Source organism: Arthrobacter sp. SLBN-53 (assembly GCF_006715585.1).
GTDB classification, from domain to species: domain Bacteria; phylum Actinomycetota; class Actinomycetes; order Mycobacteriales; family Mycobacteriaceae; genus Mycobacterium; species Mycobacterium neoaurum_A.
This window is the reverse complement of the sequence record NZ_VFNN01000001.1, coordinates 79,043-95,667: the sequence shown is the minus strand read 5'-3', so window position 1 is coordinate 95,667 and position 16,625 is coordinate 79,043. Positions and strand designations below refer to the sequence as shown.

At 66.6% G+C, this 16,625-nt stretch carries 13 protein-coding genes; 9 read left to right on the top strand and 4 right to left on the bottom strand.

The genetic code is table 11. The features are described 5' to 3' along the window. Nucleotides 1-58 precede the first annotated feature (58 nt). Genes FBY28_RS00460 through FBY28_RS00450 form a run of 3 tightly spaced genes read right to left on the bottom strand, consistent with a single transcriptional unit; the run spans nucleotide 59 to nucleotide 4,043 of the window. Complete coding sequence (locus FBY28_RS00460) at nucleotides 59-1,168, bottom strand: ABC transporter substrate-binding protein (RefSeq protein ID WP_141863475.1); 1,110 nt, start codon at nucleotides 1,166-1,168, stop codon at nucleotides 59-61. Next, on the bottom strand, nucleotides 1,165-2,931 hold the full coding sequence (locus FBY28_RS00455) for an ABC transporter permease (protein ID WP_216847401.1): 1,767 nt from the start codon (nucleotides 2,929-2,931) through the stop codon (nucleotides 1,165-1,167). The genes FBY28_RS00460 and FBY28_RS00455 overlap by 4 nt, the downstream gene beginning before the upstream one ends. Beyond that, nucleotides 2,928-4,043, bottom strand: coding sequence for an ABC transporter ATP-binding protein (locus tag FBY28_RS00450; RefSeq protein ID WP_141863474.1), 1,116 nt, complete (start codon nucleotides 4,041-4,043; stop codon nucleotides 2,928-2,930). Before FBY28_RS00450 ends, FBY28_RS00455 begins: the two co-directional genes overlap by 4 nt. 217 nt (nucleotides 4,044-4,260) lie before the next feature. Here FBY28_RS00450 and FBY28_RS00445 point away from each other — a divergent pair, with 217 nt between their 5' ends. From FBY28_RS00445 to FBY28_RS00405, 9 genes are all read left to right on the top strand, one after another. After that, the gene (locus FBY28_RS00445; RefSeq protein WP_030135427.1) at nucleotides 4,261-5,199 is read left to right on the top strand and encodes a LysR family transcriptional regulator; all 939 of its coding nucleotides are present in this window, start codon (nucleotides 4,261-4,263) and stop codon (nucleotides 5,197-5,199) included. 198 nt (nucleotides 5,200-5,397) lie between these two features. After that, the gene (locus tag FBY28_RS00440; protein ID WP_141863473.1) at nucleotides 5,398-6,762 is read left to right on the top strand and encodes an SLC13 family permease; all 1,365 of its coding nucleotides are present in this window, start codon (nucleotides 5,398-5,400) and stop codon (nucleotides 6,760-6,762) included. Between the two features lie 226 nt (nucleotides 6,763-6,988). After that, nucleotides 6,989-8,086 (top strand): PrpF domain-containing protein, encoded by a 1,098-nt coding sequence (locus tag FBY28_RS00435; RefSeq protein ID WP_174241509.1) that lies wholly within the window; start codon nucleotides 6,989-6,991, stop codon nucleotides 8,084-8,086. A 62-nt stretch (nucleotides 8,087-8,148) separates the two neighbouring features. Beyond that, nucleotides 8,149-9,807, top strand: coding sequence for an alkaline phosphatase D family protein (locus FBY28_RS00430; RefSeq protein ID WP_174241508.1), 1,659 nt, complete (start codon nucleotides 8,149-8,151; stop codon nucleotides 9,805-9,807). 125 nt (nucleotides 9,808-9,932) lie between these two features. Next, nucleotides 9,933-10,661 carry a cutinase family protein gene (locus tag FBY28_RS00425; RefSeq protein WP_216847400.1) on the top strand — a complete coding sequence of 243 codons (729 nt, stop codon included), beginning with the start codon at nucleotides 9,933-9,935 and terminating at the stop codon, nucleotides 10,659-10,661. A 141-nt stretch (nucleotides 10,662-10,802) separates the two neighbouring features. Beyond that, nucleotides 10,803-11,843 (top strand): nitronate monooxygenase, encoded by a 1,041-nt coding sequence (locus FBY28_RS00420; protein WP_216847399.1) that lies wholly within the window; start codon nucleotides 10,803-10,805, stop codon nucleotides 11,841-11,843. A gap of 11 nt (nucleotides 11,844-11,854) precedes the next feature. Then, on the top strand, nucleotides 11,855-12,244 hold the full coding sequence (locus tag FBY28_RS00415; RefSeq protein WP_216847398.1) for a GatB/YqeY domain-containing protein: 390 nt from the start codon (nucleotides 11,855-11,857) through the stop codon (nucleotides 12,242-12,244). Nucleotides 12,245-12,276: 32 nt separating this feature from the next. Then, nucleotides 12,277-14,025, top strand: coding sequence for a sensor histidine kinase (locus FBY28_RS00410; protein WP_141863470.1), 1,749 nt, complete (start codon nucleotides 12,277-12,279; stop codon nucleotides 14,023-14,025). An 80-nt stretch (nucleotides 14,026-14,105) separates the two neighbouring features. Further along, a complete protein-coding gene (locus FBY28_RS00405; RefSeq protein WP_141863469.1) occupies nucleotides 14,106-15,014 on the top strand; it encodes a universal stress protein in 909 nt (302 codons plus the stop codon). On the opposite strand, the gene FBY28_RS00400 is transcribed toward FBY28_RS00405, so the two are convergent. Continuing rightward, nucleotides 14,999-16,618, bottom strand: coding sequence for an HTTM domain-containing protein (locus FBY28_RS00400; protein WP_141863468.1), 1,620 nt, complete (start codon nucleotides 16,616-16,618; stop codon nucleotides 14,999-15,001). The genes FBY28_RS00405 and FBY28_RS00400 overlap by 16 nt on opposite strands. Between the last annotated feature and the right edge of the window lie 7 nt (nucleotides 16,619-16,625).

Below are 16,625 nucleotides of genomic sequence, written 5' to 3'. Positions count from 1 at the left end.
TTCACACTACGGGCTGGGGACCTGCTCAGGAGCAAAACTGCGGCGACTCGCCGCCGTTCTATTCGTTGTATCCGAAGATGGCATTCCACGCCCGCTGATCCTGCGCGGACCACCCGGTCGCCTCTGCCTGGGTGATGCGGTGCACGCGCGGATCATCGAAATCCGGTAGCTGGACACCGCGCACATTGGGCGCCGCCACGTCGTCGCGGACGGAGTATTCGCCGATGTCGCGCAACACGTTCTGGCCGCGCTGGGACAGATTCCAGTTCAGGAACACCTTCGCCGCGGCCAGGTGTGTCGCGGTCGAGGCCATCCCGGTGTAGTAGTCGTAGGCGGTAACCCCCTCCTCGGGGACCACGAAGGTGACCGGGGCGTTCTCGTTGGCGGCGATGTTCACGCTGCTGACCACCACGGTGCCCGCGTCGATCTCCCCGCGGGCCAGGCTGTCCAGCTCGGCGCCGAGGGAATCGAACACCCTTGTTTCCCCGGCATACTCGCGCAGATACTCATCGCCGAGCACATCACGCTGGAATCGGGTCAGCGCCAGAGCGCTGCCACCGGCACCGGCTTGGGCGATGCCGAGCTTGCCTGTCCAGCGGTCCTTGAGAAGATCCTTCCAACTCGTCGGCGCGTCAGCCGGATCCACCAGCGCTGTGTTGTAGCCGAACGTATAGATCGGGTTGAACGTGCGGTAGTAGTTACCATCATCGAACACGACGTCTTGGCGCAGATTTGTCGCGGTGGGTGGCGTGTACGGCTGGAACACACCGCGTCGGCTCAGCCCAGAGACAAAGCCTGCATCGGAGATGCGCACCACATCGGCATTGAACTTGCCGGCACCGTACTCGGCAACGATCCGCTCGTACAGGCGATTCGGAGTGAGTCGGATCAATTTCACGTCAAGGCCGGTGTCCGCCTCGAACTGAGCGAGCAATGCGGCCTCGCTGTCAGCCGTCCACCCGCTGTACAGGGTGATCTGACCATCCTTTTGAGCAGCCGCCCAGAGATCCGGATCGGCGATCTGCTCACCGTCGATCACCAACGCCGAATCGCGCGAGACCGACTCGGCCGGCCTGGTCAGGTCCGGCGCGGGCGGGGGCGGTGCACAGGCGGCCAATACCGTTGTCGCGGAGACGAGTCCGACGACGATGCGGGTGATCGATCTCATGAGATCTCCTTGGATCCGAAGCGGCGCGCCAGGACGGCGAGCACACCGATGACGGCGCAGTAGAGCAGGCTGAGCTCCGCCGCCGACTGAAATGACCCGTTGTCATAGGCGTCGAAGATCGCGATGGACAACAACCGGGTATCGGAGGTGAACAGGAACAGCGCCGCGGTCAGCTCGCGCATGGCCAGCATCATCAGCAGGAGGAAGGTCGAGGAAAGGCCCACCCGCAGCAGCGGCGCGGTGACGAAGGTGATGGCGCGATGCCGACGCGCGCCGAGCATCACGGCGCTGTCCTCGAGGTCCTTGTCCAACTGGATGATCGAGGCGGAAACCCCCCGATAGCCCTGCGGCAGGAACACCGCCACGAACGCGATGACCAGCACCGCCAGCGTGCCGTACACGGGCACCGGAAGTGCCAGCCACGTCCACAACAGACCAAGGCCCAACACGATCGCCGGGACCGCCAGCGGCAGCATCGCCACGTACTCCAGCAGTTTGCGGCCCGGTGCCTGAGTCCGATAGCGCGTGTACGCCAACGCGAAGCACAGCGCGGTACCGATCGCAGCGGTGGCCACCCCGACCACCACACTGTTGACGACAACCTGGTGGAACTCGGTGCTCTGCAGGGTCTGGCCCATGTTCCACAGCGACAGCGCGCCCGGGCGGGCGAGCTGACCGAGATCGGCGACATACGGACTGGTCTGCATGGCAGCGATGATCAAGGCGCCGACGGGCAGCAGTACGGCCAAGACGAAATAGCTCCACGCGAACACCGCCGCGGGCAGCCGCCAGCGTCGAAGAGATACCTGCCGCGCCCGCACGCCTTTACCGCTGACGGTCGTGAACTCCTTGCCGCCCATGGCACGCTGTTGCATCGCCACCACGACGACCAGCAGCACGGTCAGCACGACGGCCACCGCAGCGGCATCGTTCGAGCGGGCCGGGGATGCGTTCATCAGCCGGTAGATCAGGGTGGGCAAGGTGTCCACGCCCCCCGGCACGCCGATCACCTGGGCAACCGGGAAGTTCTCTACGGTGAGCGCGAAGACCAGGATGGCCGAGCCGAGCACGGCGGGCATCACCAGGGGAAACGTGATCTCCCGCAGCATCTTCCGTACCGGTGCACCGTGCAGGCTGGCCGCATCCTCCAGATCCGGGTTCATCAGCGACAGCGCCGAATGGACCATCAGGAACGGATACGGCGCGTAGTAGAGGCCCAGGACGAAGATCATCCCGGTGAAGCTGTAGATGTCCATCAGGTGTGGAAGACCGATGGCACCGAAGGCAAGGTTGAGATAGCCGGTCGCCGGACCGGCCAGCAGCGCCCACGCCAGTGCGCCGACCAGGGCCGGCAGGAACAGCGGCATGATCGCGATGCCGTAGATGAGTTTGCGGCCCGGGATGTCGGTGCGGGCGGCCAGGAAGGCGAGCAGGCAGCCGATCACCAGGGCGACCACCGAGGACCCGACCCCGACGGCCGCCGAGTTCAGCAGGGCCGTCCGCGCGGTTCCCGACCCCAGCACCGCGAAATTGTCGAGCGTGAAGCGACCGAAGTCGAAGAGATTGTCCCGCTCGGTATTCGCGCTGAAGGCACCGGCAAGGATGAAGAACATCGGGCACAGGACGATGACCGTGAGGACGGCGAGCTGCACCAGCACCGGCAGCGAACGGCGCGCCGACCGTTTCCGGCGGCGGGGCTCGGCGCCGCGGAGCCCCGCCGGGGCTGTCGTGGCGTGCGGTCGGTTGGTGGTCGGCGCGCTCATGCCGGCACCGCCGATGGGGTCTCGGTGCGGTCGTCGACCAATAGCTGGGCCGCACCGGGTCGCGCGGTCACCACGGCCGGTTCGCCGATACCGAGGACCGGGCTGCCGTTACCCGTGGCGACCGCCTCGATCTCGGGTCCGTTGTCCAGGGTGACCCGGTAGCGAATCGACGCGCCCTGGTAGCTGGCGACCTCGACGCGACCGAGCCAGTGCTGGCCGGCGGGTGCCGGTTCGGCGGGGCCGGTGACCAGCAGATCTTCCGGGCGCAGGCAGACGATCGCGGGGCCGTCGAACCGGCGTGCCGAGTCGACGACGACCGAGATGGCGGGATGTTCGGTCAGCGTGCAGTCCAGCTCACCGGGTGCAGCGGTGACGCCGAAAATATTTCCGATGCCGAGGAATTCGGCGATCGACGCACACGATGGACTCTTGTAGATCTGTTCCGGGGAGCCGATCTGGACGATGCGCCCCTGCTGCATCAACGCGATGCGGTCGGCGAGGGCGAACGCCTCGACCTGGTCGTGTGTGACGTAGACCGTGGTCAGCCCGAGCCGCAATTGCAGCTCGCGAAGTTCCATCCGCAACCGCTCCCGCAACCGCGCGTCGAGGTTGGACAGCGGTTCGTCGAGCATCAGCACGCTGGGACGCATGACCAGGCTGCGTGCCAGCGCCACCCGCTGCATCTGGCCGCCGGAAAGCTGGCTGGCGCCGCGGTCGGCCAAATGGCCCAGCCCGACCAGATCCAACGCCTCGTCGACGCGTTGCACCAGTTCGCTTTTCGCGACCTTCTGCATCTTCAGCGCGAATCCGACGTTCTGCGCCACCGTGCGATGCGGCCACACCGCGTAGGACTGGAAGACCATCCCGACGTTGCGCTTGTGCGGCGGAACAGATCGTCCCGTCGTGCTGTCGTGCACGACGCGGTCACCGATGCTGATGCGGCCGATACCAGGTGTCTCCAGCCCTGCAACGCAGCGCATGGTGCTGGTCTTGCCGCAACCCGATTGGCCCAGCAGCACCAAGGATTCGCCATCGGCGATCTCCAGGTCCAGATCTTTGACCACGGTGTTGCCGTGATAGGCCAACGTCAGGTTCTCGATGGTGACTTTCATGATTTCCCTTTAGTTGTCGGGGCGGTTTGCGGACATGTCGTAGGCGGGTGTCGATTCCGCGAGGCACAGACTGGACATGGCGATTTCTCCTCGCTACCGAAATGCCGGAGGGTGATGCCGCTCACGTCCCGGCTAGGAGTTCAGCGTGGCTCACATCAGGGTCGAGTACAATCACGAAAATATTGATTACCCTTTAGGTGAACTGAACGGAGCTGGGATGCTCGATCCTCGCCGGTTGTTGTTGCTGGTCGACGTGGTGCGGGCCGGCTCGTTGACGGCCGCCGCCAACCGCCTGAGCTACACCACCTCGGCGATTTCCCAGCAGATCGCGAAGCTGGAGGCCGAGGCCGGTCAGCCACTGCTGGAACGCCATGCCCGGGGTGTGCGGCTGACCGAGGCGGGTGCGGCGCTGGCGCGGCGTGCCGAGCGGATCGAAACCCAGCTGCAGGCTGCCCGCAGCGAGCTCGACGAGATCGCCGGTCTGCGATCCGGCACCGTCCGACTCGGCACCTTTCCCACTGTCGGATCGAGTCTGCTGCCGCAGGTTGTCAAGCTGTACAAGGCCAGACATCCGGCCGTGAAGCTCACGGTGCGCAGTTCCCGATTCGCGGCCCTGCGCGGCATGCTCGACAACGGCGAGGTCGAACTGTCATTGCTGTGGGATTACGAGTGGGCACCGGTGACCGACCGCGAACTGGTCGTACGAGAACTGTTGGTGGATCCACCGACGCTGGTGGTCTCGGTCAATCACCGCCTGGCCCATCGCGAGTATCTGGACATGGCCGAGCTCGCCGATGAGCAGTGGATCACCAGGGAAGATCATCACCCAGTCGGCGCCGCGCTCGAAAAGGCCTGCCAGAATGCAGGTTTCACTCCCACTGTCGCCTTCGCCGCCAATGATTATCAGGAGGCCCAAGCGATGGTCGCCGTCGACCTCGGGGTGTCGATGGCACCCCGATTGGCGCTGTCCAACCTCCGCGAGGATGTCAAGGTCATCCCCCTGCGGGGTGCGCCGTCACGTCGGATCCTGCTGGCCCATCTGTCCGAACACCGTTTGACCCCCGCCGAGGCCACCCTGGTCGACACATTCGAAGAGGTCGCCTACAAACACGATGGCAAGACGACCCCCGCGGTCCGTCGCATCCGGCCGAACTGAGGACGGACAGCATTAAGTTTTTCTACGCACGGGTCCAGTAATCATCGATTGTGGTGAACGAACTCCATTCCTAGTGTGATCTGGGTAATGAAGAATCGTCGTGTGTGACGCAGCACGGTCCCGACCGACCGGGCCGCCGTCGCAGACGTTCGGCGCCGCCACGGCGACGACGCCGCGCCCGGAACTGAGAGAACGCCCATGAGTTATGTAGAGATTCTGCCGCTGATCGCGCTCGTCGCGATGTTCGTCATCGCCACGCTCTGCCCCATCAACATCGGCATCCTGGGCTTCATCGGCGCATTCGCCGTCGGAGCCTTCCTCCTCGGCTATGACGACAAAGAGATCCTCGCCGAGTTCCCCAGCTCGATCGTCCTGACGATCATCGGCGTTACCTACTTCTTCGGCATGGCCAAACAGAACGGAACCATCGACCTGCTGGTCAACGCATGTATCCGCGGCGTGCGCGGGCGCGTGACCGTGGTGCCCTGGGTGTTCTTCCTCTGCGCATCGGTACTGACCGCGCTGGGCACCTTCAGCCCGGCGGCCGTCGCGCTGATCGTGCCGGCCGCCATGACGTTTGCCGCGCGCACGAAGATGAGCCCGTTGGTGATGGGCATCATGACCATCAACGGCGCGCACGCCGGCGCCTTCTCTCCGATCTCGGTATCCGGCGTGCTCGTGGTCGACCTGGTCGAGAAGAGCGGCCTGACCGTCAACCCCTGGCTGCTCTTCCTCGCGAGCTACGCCATCAACCTGCTGCTCTCGGTGCTCACCATCGTCGGGTATGCGGCCTTGTCCCGCGTCCGCAACCTCGAGTACACCGCGCTCGGTTCGCAGCCGACGGCGCCGGACGATCTCGGCGGTGCCGGGTACGTGGCGGGACCGGCGCGTGAGCCTGCCGGCGGTGTGGGAGTTCTGACCCGTCCGGCACATACCGAGGCCGCCATGGTGGTCCAGCCCTCCGTTACCGGGGTGCAGAAACTGACCCTGTTTCTGATCGCCACCGTGTTGGTGCTGGTCCTCGTCCTGCACATGCCGATCAGCTTCGTGGCGATCGCGGCAGGGGCGGTACTGGCATTCACCGATCTGACCAAGCAGAGTGAGGCCATCGCCGGCATCAGCTGGCCGACCGTCCTACTGGTCGCCGGGATGGTGACCTATATAGCGATCGTCGAAGAGGTCGGCACCATCGATCACCTGGCCCAGATGGCCATCACGGTGGGCGCCCCGCTGCTGGTGGCACTGGTGCTCTGCTACGTCATCGGCGTGACATCGGCGTTCGCCTCGTCGACGGCATTGTTGGCCGCGATCATCCCGTTGGCACTCCCCCTGCTGCAGATGGGCACCCTGCCGGTGGTCGGGGTCGTGGCTGCGCTGGCGATCGCTGCCACCGTCGTCGACGTGTCGCCGTTTTCGACCAACGGCGCCCTGGTCCTTGCCAACGCCCAAGGCATCGACCGGCCCCGCTTCTACCGACAGCTGCTGCTCAACGCCGGCATCGTGGTCGCCGTCGCCCCCGCCCTGTGCTGGGTGCTGTTGGTCCTGGTTCCCGGCTTTGCCTGACCACTGCGGGTAGCGGGTTGGTGCGGCGTCCAGCCGGCTCGGCCACACAACTTTAGTAAAAGTAGATCCCTATCTAATTATCCGAGATTGTCCTTCACCCTGTCGCCGTCGAGAATCGATGGTGGAGGGTTGCCCATCCGGCGTCGGTCGCCTCCGACCAGAACCGCCGGTGAGCCCCCAGCGTGGAAAGGTACCGAGACTCATGCTCGTGCTACGAGGTACATGGATGCGCGGCGGAACCAGCAAGTGCTGGCTGTTCAACGCCGTCGATGTCGACCCGATCGTCGAGCGGGCCGGCGGGCTCGACGCGCTGCTGACGTCCGCGTTCGGCTCGGGTGACCCCCGCCAGCTCGACGGCGTCGGGGGTGGTAGCTCGACGACATCCAAAGCGGCGATCGTGCGCCGGTCCAGCCACCCCGACATCGACATCGACTACCAATTCGCCCAGATCGCCATCGCCGACCGCAGGGTCGAATGGGCCAGCAATTGCGGGAACTGCGCCACCGCGATCGGGCTCTATGCACTGCAGTCGGGGCTGGTACCGGTCGGCGACGAGGTGACCGCGGTGCGGTTGCGACACCAGGTCTCGGGCGCCGTCCTGACAGCGACCATCGCCACTCCGGGTGGAAAGGTACCCACCGAAGGCACGGCCGCGGTGCCGGGCACCACCGCGCTGGGCGTGCCGGTCGGACTCTCCTTCACCGGTCTCGACGCGGTACCGGTTCTGCCCACCGGCCGTGCCGTGGACGCCGTCGACGCAGGTGACCGCACCTACCGCGCGACCCTGGTCAGTACCGGCGCCCCCGCAGCGCTGTTCGATGCCTCAGATCTGAGACTTGACGGCACCGAGAGCAACGCCGAATTCGCCCACCAGACAACTCTGTTGATGGAACTGCGCGCGAACGCGTCATTGCAGATGGGGCTGCGCCGGTTCGGCGATCCGGTGAGCAACTCCATTCCCAAGGTCGGGATCGTCGGCGCGGCAAAGGATTACCGCACGACTGCCGGTGCCGTTATCGGCGCCGAAACCTATGACGTCTCGGTGCGGATGCTGTCCATGCTTGCCCCGCACCCCGCGATCGGTCTGACATCGGCCGTCGCTGTCGCTGCCGCGGCCACGGTGCGCGATGGCGTGCTCTCCGGACTGAAACTGCACGAGGGAGCACCGCTGCGGATCGGGACGGCCGCCGGCGTGCTACCCGTCGACCTCGGGTACTCGCCGGACGGCAGGCTGGCGACGGTGACGCTGCACCGCGCCGCGCGGCGGATCGCCTCGGCCGAACTCTTCGTCTCCGAGGCGGCCCGCCAACCGATCGGAGCCTGACCCGGGGGGTCGGCGGCGCCGAATCGAGGCGAACCCGCGGCATCAGCCCATAGGCTGTCTCGGTGACTCTCCTGCTCGGCCCCGTCCTGCGCCACGTGGGACAAACCACAGCGATGGTGTGGGTGCAGACTGACGCACCCGCCGAGGTCACCGTGCTGGGTTCCGCCGCCCGCACGTTCGAGGTGCAGGGCCACCATTACGCGCTGGTGGCGGTGCAGGGACTCACGCCCGACAGCACCACCGAGTACCAGGTGCACCTCGACGGGGAGCAGGTCTGGCCGGAGCAGGATTCGCGGTTCCCGCCCAGTGTCATCCGCACGCGCGGGCCGGCGACCGCGGAGCGGCTGCGGGTGATCTTCGGCTCCTGTCGCTATCCCAAGACCGGTGACGACAGGATCGACGCCAAGCTCGGCCGCGACGCGCTGGACTGCTACGCGGAGCGGATGACCACCCAGCCATCCGAGCGCTGGCCCGATGTGCTGATCCTGCTCGGCGACCAGGTGTACGCCGATGAGCTCACACCCGCTGCGCGCCAACGGCTCACCGGACGTCGCACCAACAGGAAGCGGCCGCCCGACGAGGTGGTCAGCTTCGACGAATACGTGGGTCTCTACCGCCACACCTGGGGCGATCCCGAGATCCGCTGGGTGATGTCGACTCTGCCCACCGCGATGATCTTCGATGACCACGATATCCGTGATGATTGGAACACCTCGGCGGCATGGCGGGTGGCGGTCAACAAGAAGCCGTGGTGGCGCGATCGGATCCGCGCGGGACTGGCGTCCTACTGGGTGTATCAGCACATCGGCAATCTCAGTCCCCAACAGCTGGACGAGGACGTCGACTACCAGCAGATCCTGTCGGCCGGCGGTGATCGGTGGCCGCTGCTTGCCGATCTTGCCGACCGGGCCGACCGCGAAGTCGACGGTGAGAAGGGCCTGCGCTTCAGCTTCCGCTGGGATCTGGGCTGCAGTCGGCTGTTGATGGTCGATTCACGCAACGCGCGCATCTTGGACGACGGCAGCCGCAAGATGTTGGGTGACCGTGAGTTCGGCTGGGTGCAACGTCACGTGAACGACGATCTGGAGTCGTTGGACCATCTGATCCTGGCGACCTCACTGCCGTGGTTGCTGCCGCCTGCGATCGGCGATATGCAAACCGTGAACGAGATCGCCGCCGACCGATCGGGGATTCGTGGCGTGATCGCCGAGAAGATCCGGCAGGCCGCGGATTTCGAACATTGGCCCGCGTTCTCGACATCCTTCCTACGGTTCAGCGAGCTGATCGAGGCGGCGGCGGGCCATGCACCGCGAGGGCCGGCGACCGTCAGCGTGCTGTCCGGTGATGTGCACCATTCCTACGCCGCCCGGGCCCGGTTCGGGGGAAGACCCGATGTCCCCGACGACTCTGATGAACCCGACGACCATGAAGCCCGAGTGCACCAACTGGTCTGCTCCCCCGTGCACAACTACGTGCCGTTCTACGTCAAGCCGGTGTTCCGGTTGGGCTGGTCGTCCTGGGTTGCTCGACGCGCCCGCCGCTGGGCGCGCAGGCACGGTGCACCTGATCTGCCGATGTCCTGGCGCAACCTGAGCGGGCCGTTGTTCGGGAACACGATCGCAACCCTTGAGATCACGGAGCGACACGCCGGCGTGGTGTTCGAACAGCCCGACGATGAGGGTGGGCTGAGTGCGGTGAGCAGCATCGGCCTGACCGACTGACCAGGCGCTGTAACGCAGCGGCGGAGGCTCTCGATGACTACGGCGGTGGCGGTGTCGACGGAAATGACGGCACACGAGCCGGGGGTCTGTCACAGTCTGGGTACGAGCGTCTCTGGGGGTAGGAATTGGCTGAAGCTTCACGGGCTCTGCAGGGGTTGCGAGTGCTCGCCCGGACGGTGGCGGCAAGCGGACTGGCGCTGGCCGCGCTACCGGTCCTGATTCCCACGGCGGCGTCGCAGCCGCAGCCCTGTCCCGATATCGGCGTGGTCTTCGCCAGGGGCACAGCCGAGCCACCCGGCGTCGGCGGTGTGGGGCAGCGTTTCGTCGATTCACTTCGCGCCCAGGCCTTTCCGCGGACGGTCGGGGTTCATGCCGTCAACTATCCGGCCAGCAACAACTTCACCGGCGGCGCCCTGTTCACGCAGAATGTCGTCGATGGCGTTCGCGATGAGACCGACCATGTCCGCGGTGTCACCTCGGTGTGCCCGAACACCCGGATGGTGCTCGGTGGCTACTCGCAGGGTGCGGTCGTGACGGCACTGTCCACCTCGGGTGTGGTGCCCGCCGGGGTGGCCGGTCCGCCGCCGCTGCCCAATGACGTCATCGACAACGTGGCGGCGGTGGTCTTGTTCGGGATGCCCTCCGGTTGGTCGGCGGTGAAGTACGGAACCCCGGTGATCGACGTCGGGCCCGCCTACACCGCCAAGGCGCTTGAGCTCTGTGCTCCCGGCGACACCGTGTGCGCGGGTTCACCGCCGTCCGGATCCAGTGCGCCGCATCAGCAGTACGCCGTCAACGGCATGGCCGATCAGGCCGCGGCCTTCACTGTCGGTAGGTTGGCGGTCCCGGCCTGAGGTGGCGGCCCGGGCCGCGGGTGCGTGGGGTGCGAGGCTGGGCCTTGCGGCTGAGAGCCAGCGTGTCCTGTACCGGGACGGGGCGGACACGCAGAATCGACTGCAGACGAAGACCCAGAACTCCGCACCGGAGGAATGACGATGACCGCACGCACCAAGGCCGCCCGTGACCCACTCGGGCTCGACATCCCGCTGGTTGCCGCACCGATGGCCGGGGGCGCCACCACCGCGGCGATGGTGATCGCCGCGGCCGACGCCGGTGGCCTGGGATTTCTGGCTGCCGGCTACAAGACCCCGCAGGTGCTGCTCACGGAGATCGCCGCGGTGCGAAAGGCGTCGATCCCGTTCGGCGTCAACATTTTCGCACCGAACCCGGTCCCCATCGATGCCGCGTCGTACCGGCAGTACGCACACCTGGTCCAGGAGGTGGCAGACCGGTTCGAGCTCGAGTTGCCTTCGGACCCGATCGAGGATGACGACGCGTTCGGCGCCAAGATCGACCTGCTGCTGATCGATCCGGTCCCGGTGGTCAGCTTCACCTTCGGTCTCCCCGGTGGCGATGTCATCGCCAGGCTGCAGAAGGTGGGCACCATCGTGGTTCAGACGGTGACGAGTTCGGTCGAGGCGACCGCTGCCGCCGCGGCGGGGGCCGATCTGGTGGTGGCGCAGGCCGGCGCCGCGGGCGGACACTCGGGCACCTTCACCCCCGACCGGCTGCCCGCCGGCGTCGCGGTGACCGATCTGGTGACCGAGGTGAGCGCCGCGGTGGACATCCCGGTGATCGCGGCCGGCGGGCTGGCGAGCGCCGAGGCGGTATCGCAGGTGCTCGACGCCGGGGCGGTGGCGGCGGCGGTGGGTACCGTGCTGCTGCGCGCCGACGAGAGCGCCGCGTCGCCCACCCACAAGGCCGCACTGATCGATCCGGCGCGCAGCGACACCGTGCTGACGCGTGCGTTCACCGGGCGGCCCGCCCGGGGGCTGCGCAATGCTTTCATCGATCGGTTCGAGGCCCGCGCGCCGTTGGGGTATCCGGCGATTCACCACCTGACCAGTCCCCTGCGCAAGGCTGCCGCGGCCGCCGGCGTCGACGACCTCGTTCACCTGTGGGCAGGGACCGGGTACCGTCGTGTCCGTGATGAATCCACCGCGACGATCCTGGCGGGGTTGGCTCGCAACGGCTGAGGTTGCGCACGGTGAATGACACCCACGCCGCCATGGTGCTGCGTGACGCGATGCGCGCGGACCTCAGCACGGCGATGAAGGCGCGCGCCGCCGAAACGGTGGCGGCGCTGCGCGCGGGTCTGGCGGCCATCGACAATGCCGAAGCGGTCAACACCCCACACCGCACCGGCGCGCGCAGCCCTGCCGGCCCGGAGTCCGTGATCGCCGGTGCCACAACAGGTCTGGGATCCAGCGAGGTGTCCCGACGCGACCTCACGAGCGCCGATGTCCGCGCTGTGATCGGCGATCTCGTGGCCGAGTACCTCACCGAAGCGGACCGTTACGGCGCGCTCAACCGTCCCGAGGCAGCTGAACAACTGCGACGCCAGGCGGCTGCGCTGAGTAAGTACGTGGAAGCGTAACCGCACTACTTCGCCGATGGCACAATGAACCGGTGACCGACCGGGATGCGGCCGACGGCGTCCGCGCGGCGCGAGCCGAGCGCCAGGGCGGGGTGCCGTTGCGCGAGACACTGTCCCACCTGCGACTGCGTGAACTGCTCGGCGAGGTCCAGGACCGGGTGGAGCAGATCGTCGAGAGCGGCAATCGGGTGGACGGCTTGGTCGAAGCAATGCTCGCGGTCACCTCCGGGCTGGACCTCGATGTCACGTTGCGCACCATCGTGCACACGGCGATCGAACTGATGGATGCCCGCTACGGCGCGCTCGGTGTGCGCGGCCGCGACGACGAGGGACACGATCTGGTCGAGTTCGTCTATGAGGGTATCGACGAGGACACCCGTGCCATGATCGGCAGGCTGCCGCAGGGGCGCGGCGTGCTCGGGCTGTTGATCGACCAGCCCGCCCCGATCAGGTTGGACAACATCACCGACCATCCGGCATCGGTCGGTTTCCCGGCGAATCATCCGCCGATGCGCAGCTTCCTCGGGGTGCCAGTGCGAATCCGCGACGAGGTGTTCGGCAACCTCTACCTCACCGAGAAGAACTCCGGTGGCCCGTTCAGCGAAGACGATGAGGTGCTGGCCCAGGCGCTCGCCGCCGCAGCCGGTATCGCCATCGACAATGCGCGGCTGTACGAGCAGGCCCGAGCCAGCCAATCCTGGATCGAGGCAACCCGCGATATCGCGACCGAATTGCTGTCGGGGACCGATCCCGCGCAGGCATTTCGACGCATCGCCGAACTGGCCCGTACGCTCACGGCTGCCGACGCGGCCTTCACCGCTGTCGCAGTTGGTGACCCGGACGAGGCGACCGAGATGGTGATCACCGAGGTCGCCGGCCCGACCGCGGCCGATATCGACGCGTTGCCGGCAATTCCGCTGGCGGACAATATCGTCGGACGAACGCTGCTCGATCGGGTCCCCCACCGTTGCGACAACCTCGAGCTCGCCTCGTCGATACTGCCGAAACCCGGTCCCGCGCTGGTCGTCCCGCTCGGGGCGACCGGCGCGGTGGCCGGTGTCCTGGTCGCCGTGCGCGGCGCCGAGGCGCGGCCTTTCACGGTCGAACAACTCGATATGGCGGCCTCTTTCGCCGGGCAGGCCGCACTGGCATGGCAGTTGGCAATGACTCAGCGGCGGATGCGGGAGCTCGATGTGCTGGCCGATCGCGACCGGATAGCCCGAGATCTGCACGACCATGTCATCCAACGTCTCTTCGCGGTCGGCCTCTCCCTGCAGGGTACAACCGCCCGCGCCCAGTCCGATGAAGTGCGACAACGCCTCTCGTCATCGGTCGATGATCTGCAGGAGGTCATCCAGGAGATCCGCACCGCCATCTTCGACCTGCATGGCGCACATGCCGGCTCGACCCGACTGCGGCAGCGGTTGCAGGATGCGGTGGACCAGTTCGGATCGGACACCATGCGTATCAGAGTGCAGTTCGTCGGACCGCTCTCGGTGGTCGACGCCGAGCTGGCCGAGCACGCCGAGGCCGTGGTGCGAGAGGCGGTCAGCAACGCGATACGGCATTCCGGTGCAACCGAACTGACTGTTGTCGTACGCGTCGACGACGACCTGAGCATCACCGTCACCGATGACGGATGCGGTATCGCCACCGCCGCGCTGACCGAAAGCGGGCTGGGCAACCTGCGGCATCGTGCCGAGGAGATGGCAGGCGCGTTCGACATCGGGGGCGGTCCGCAGGGCGGCACGGTACTGCGGTGGTCCGCCCCGCTGCCGTAGGCCGCGAGGACCTAAGTCCCTGCGCGAGGCCTTCGCCAGCGACTACGGTGGATGGTGGTCGATCAAGGAGGAACGACACCATGCCCAGTCCGGAAGAGTCCAGCCCGCAACACGATCTCGGCATCGTGGTCGCTGTCGACGGGTCACCCGGTTCGGATGCCGCGGTCGCCTGGGCTGCGGCCGAGGCAGTGCGGCGCGCCGTGCCGGTGACCCTGATGAGTGTTTCGGCTCCGGTCATCGCCACCTGGTCGACACCGAATGACGCATCGACAATTGCCAAGGCTCAAGAGGATTCGTCCCACGACATACTCGGGCACGCCGTGCAGACCTTCGCCGCCGCGGTGGGCGGCACCCATGCCCCCGGTGTGCGCACAGAGAGCCGCCCCTCCCCGGTTGTCGGCACGCTGGCCGAGGCTTCCCGGCAGGCGTTGTTGCTGGTGGTCGGTAACAGGGGCACCGGTGGTCACTCCCGGTTGCCGCTCGGTTCGGTGGCGGCCGGTTTGCTCCACCATGCGCGTTGCCCGGTGGTTGTCGTGCACCCCGGCGACGCGGCAGACCCCAGCGCGCCCGTAGTCCTCGGCGTCGACGGATCGACGTCATCGGATGCGGCCACCGAGCTTGCCTTCGAGGAGGCCGCGTTGCGCGGCGTGGAGCTGATCGCGGTACACGCGTGGAGCGATGTCGGCTTGCTTCCGCTCTACGGCACCGACTGGCAGATCTTCGAGGATCAGGCGCGGTCCGCGTTGGCCGATCGGCTCGCCGACTGGCAGCGGCGTTTCCCCGATGTCCGCGTGCAGGTCCGGTTGGTACAGGACCGACCCGCCCACTGGATCACCGAGGAAGCGCGCAACGCCCAGTTGGTCGTCGTCGGTAGCCGCGGACGGGGCGGATTCGTCGGACTGGTGCTGGGCTCGGTCGCTTCGACGGTCGCGCAATTGTCTACAGTGCCGGTCATCGTGGTGCGTGGTGCCGATCACCAGCGGCAGTAGTTGGGTTCTCCCGGCTGGATCACCCGGAAGTCCAAGAGCACCATCGGCAGGGTTCGATTCGGTGTGCGCCAGATCGGATCGGTCACGATATCGTCGGTGGTGTACCGAATCCCGCGGTAGTCATAGGTGAGCGGAACGCGGTATCCCGCTTCGTCCCATTCGTTGATCCACTTTCGGAATTCCACGACCGGAAGCGCATAGCCCCGCGCCCCCGCATCGTAGTGGTGGATGACGTCACCGTAGCGATCATCGATATCGATGATCCAGACGATATCGTCCTGATACCCCCATATCTTGAGTGGATTGCCGCCCAGTAGAAGATGATTGGAGCGCTCTCCCTCGGTGCGCAGGTTACTGAACATGGAGAAGTTGCCCGCGGTCCGTAACCCGAGGTAGGGCGTCAGCGCGATGCCGATCAGTGCAGCGGGCACCAGGTACAGCACTACCGGCGTGCGCGCGTCGATGATGCGCACGCCGCCCCACTCGGGACGCGGCGAAGGTGAGAAGACGGTGACCAGGATCGGCCAGATGACGATGAGGACCGCCGCGTCGAACGCCATGCCCGAGATCAGTGTCCAGTGGGAAATTCGGTCGAGGTGCGCGTTGGCTCCCGAAAGCAGTGCTATCGCGATGGCGATACCGACGTAGACGCCGATGCGTGACAGCGTGCGCCCGCGTGAACGGATGGCGCCGTCGATAAGTACCTGCCGGTAGGAGGCGGGCAGGAAGGCGAAGAGCAACGCCGCCGCCATGGACCCGAAATCGACGAAGCCGATGAGCGCAAGGGCGGCGTGCATGGTCAAGGCGAACGCCACGATGGCCGCTTGCAGCCGCGGCACCGCCAGCAGCAGTCCGCCCACCAGCTCCCAGCCGAGGACAGCGATGGCCGCGGTGAGTCCGATGGCGGTGAGCAGGGGGTCCAGGTGTGTGTAGAACACGACGACGGCGACCATCGCGAGTCCGGCCAGTCCCACGGCCGCGGTCACTGCGGTGAAAAGTCGGTTCCCGGCTCCGCCGAACCTTCCTCGGCGCACCAGCCGGTAGCCCAGGAACACCGCGCCGAGGGCGATCGGCACGACGACCGGGATGCCGAGTAGGTCGGTCCGCAGCGCGTGGATGACCGAAGTGAGGATGCCGGCCGCACAGGATGCGGCGGTGTCGAAGTAGTCGCTGTTGAGTTTGTGGAAGCCGGCCAACGCATAGATCAGCATCAGGCTCATCCGAAGAACCGGTGCGATCACGGCATAGTCAACATCGGCGTCATCATCGGCGCTGCGCCCTCGCCGGAGCAGCGAGACCGACAGGACTCCGATCATCGCGATGTTCAGGCAGATCATGAGGTTGACGTGATTGGCCACCTCGGGGAACTGGAAGAAGGCGACGTAACCGGTGGCCGCGACCAACAAGCCCAGGAAGGCGATCCGGGTCATCCCGGTGGCGACGGCGATCGTCGCCGCGGTCAGGAATGCACCGGTGAACCAGGGTGTGGGCCAGCGCTCTGAGAACTCCAGGACCATCGCGACGGTGTAGAACGTCGCGAACACCGAGAACGGGCCCCTTGGCGAGCGAAGCGACGGGAATCTGCACCGCGCGGCGACCTGCACCCGAGCA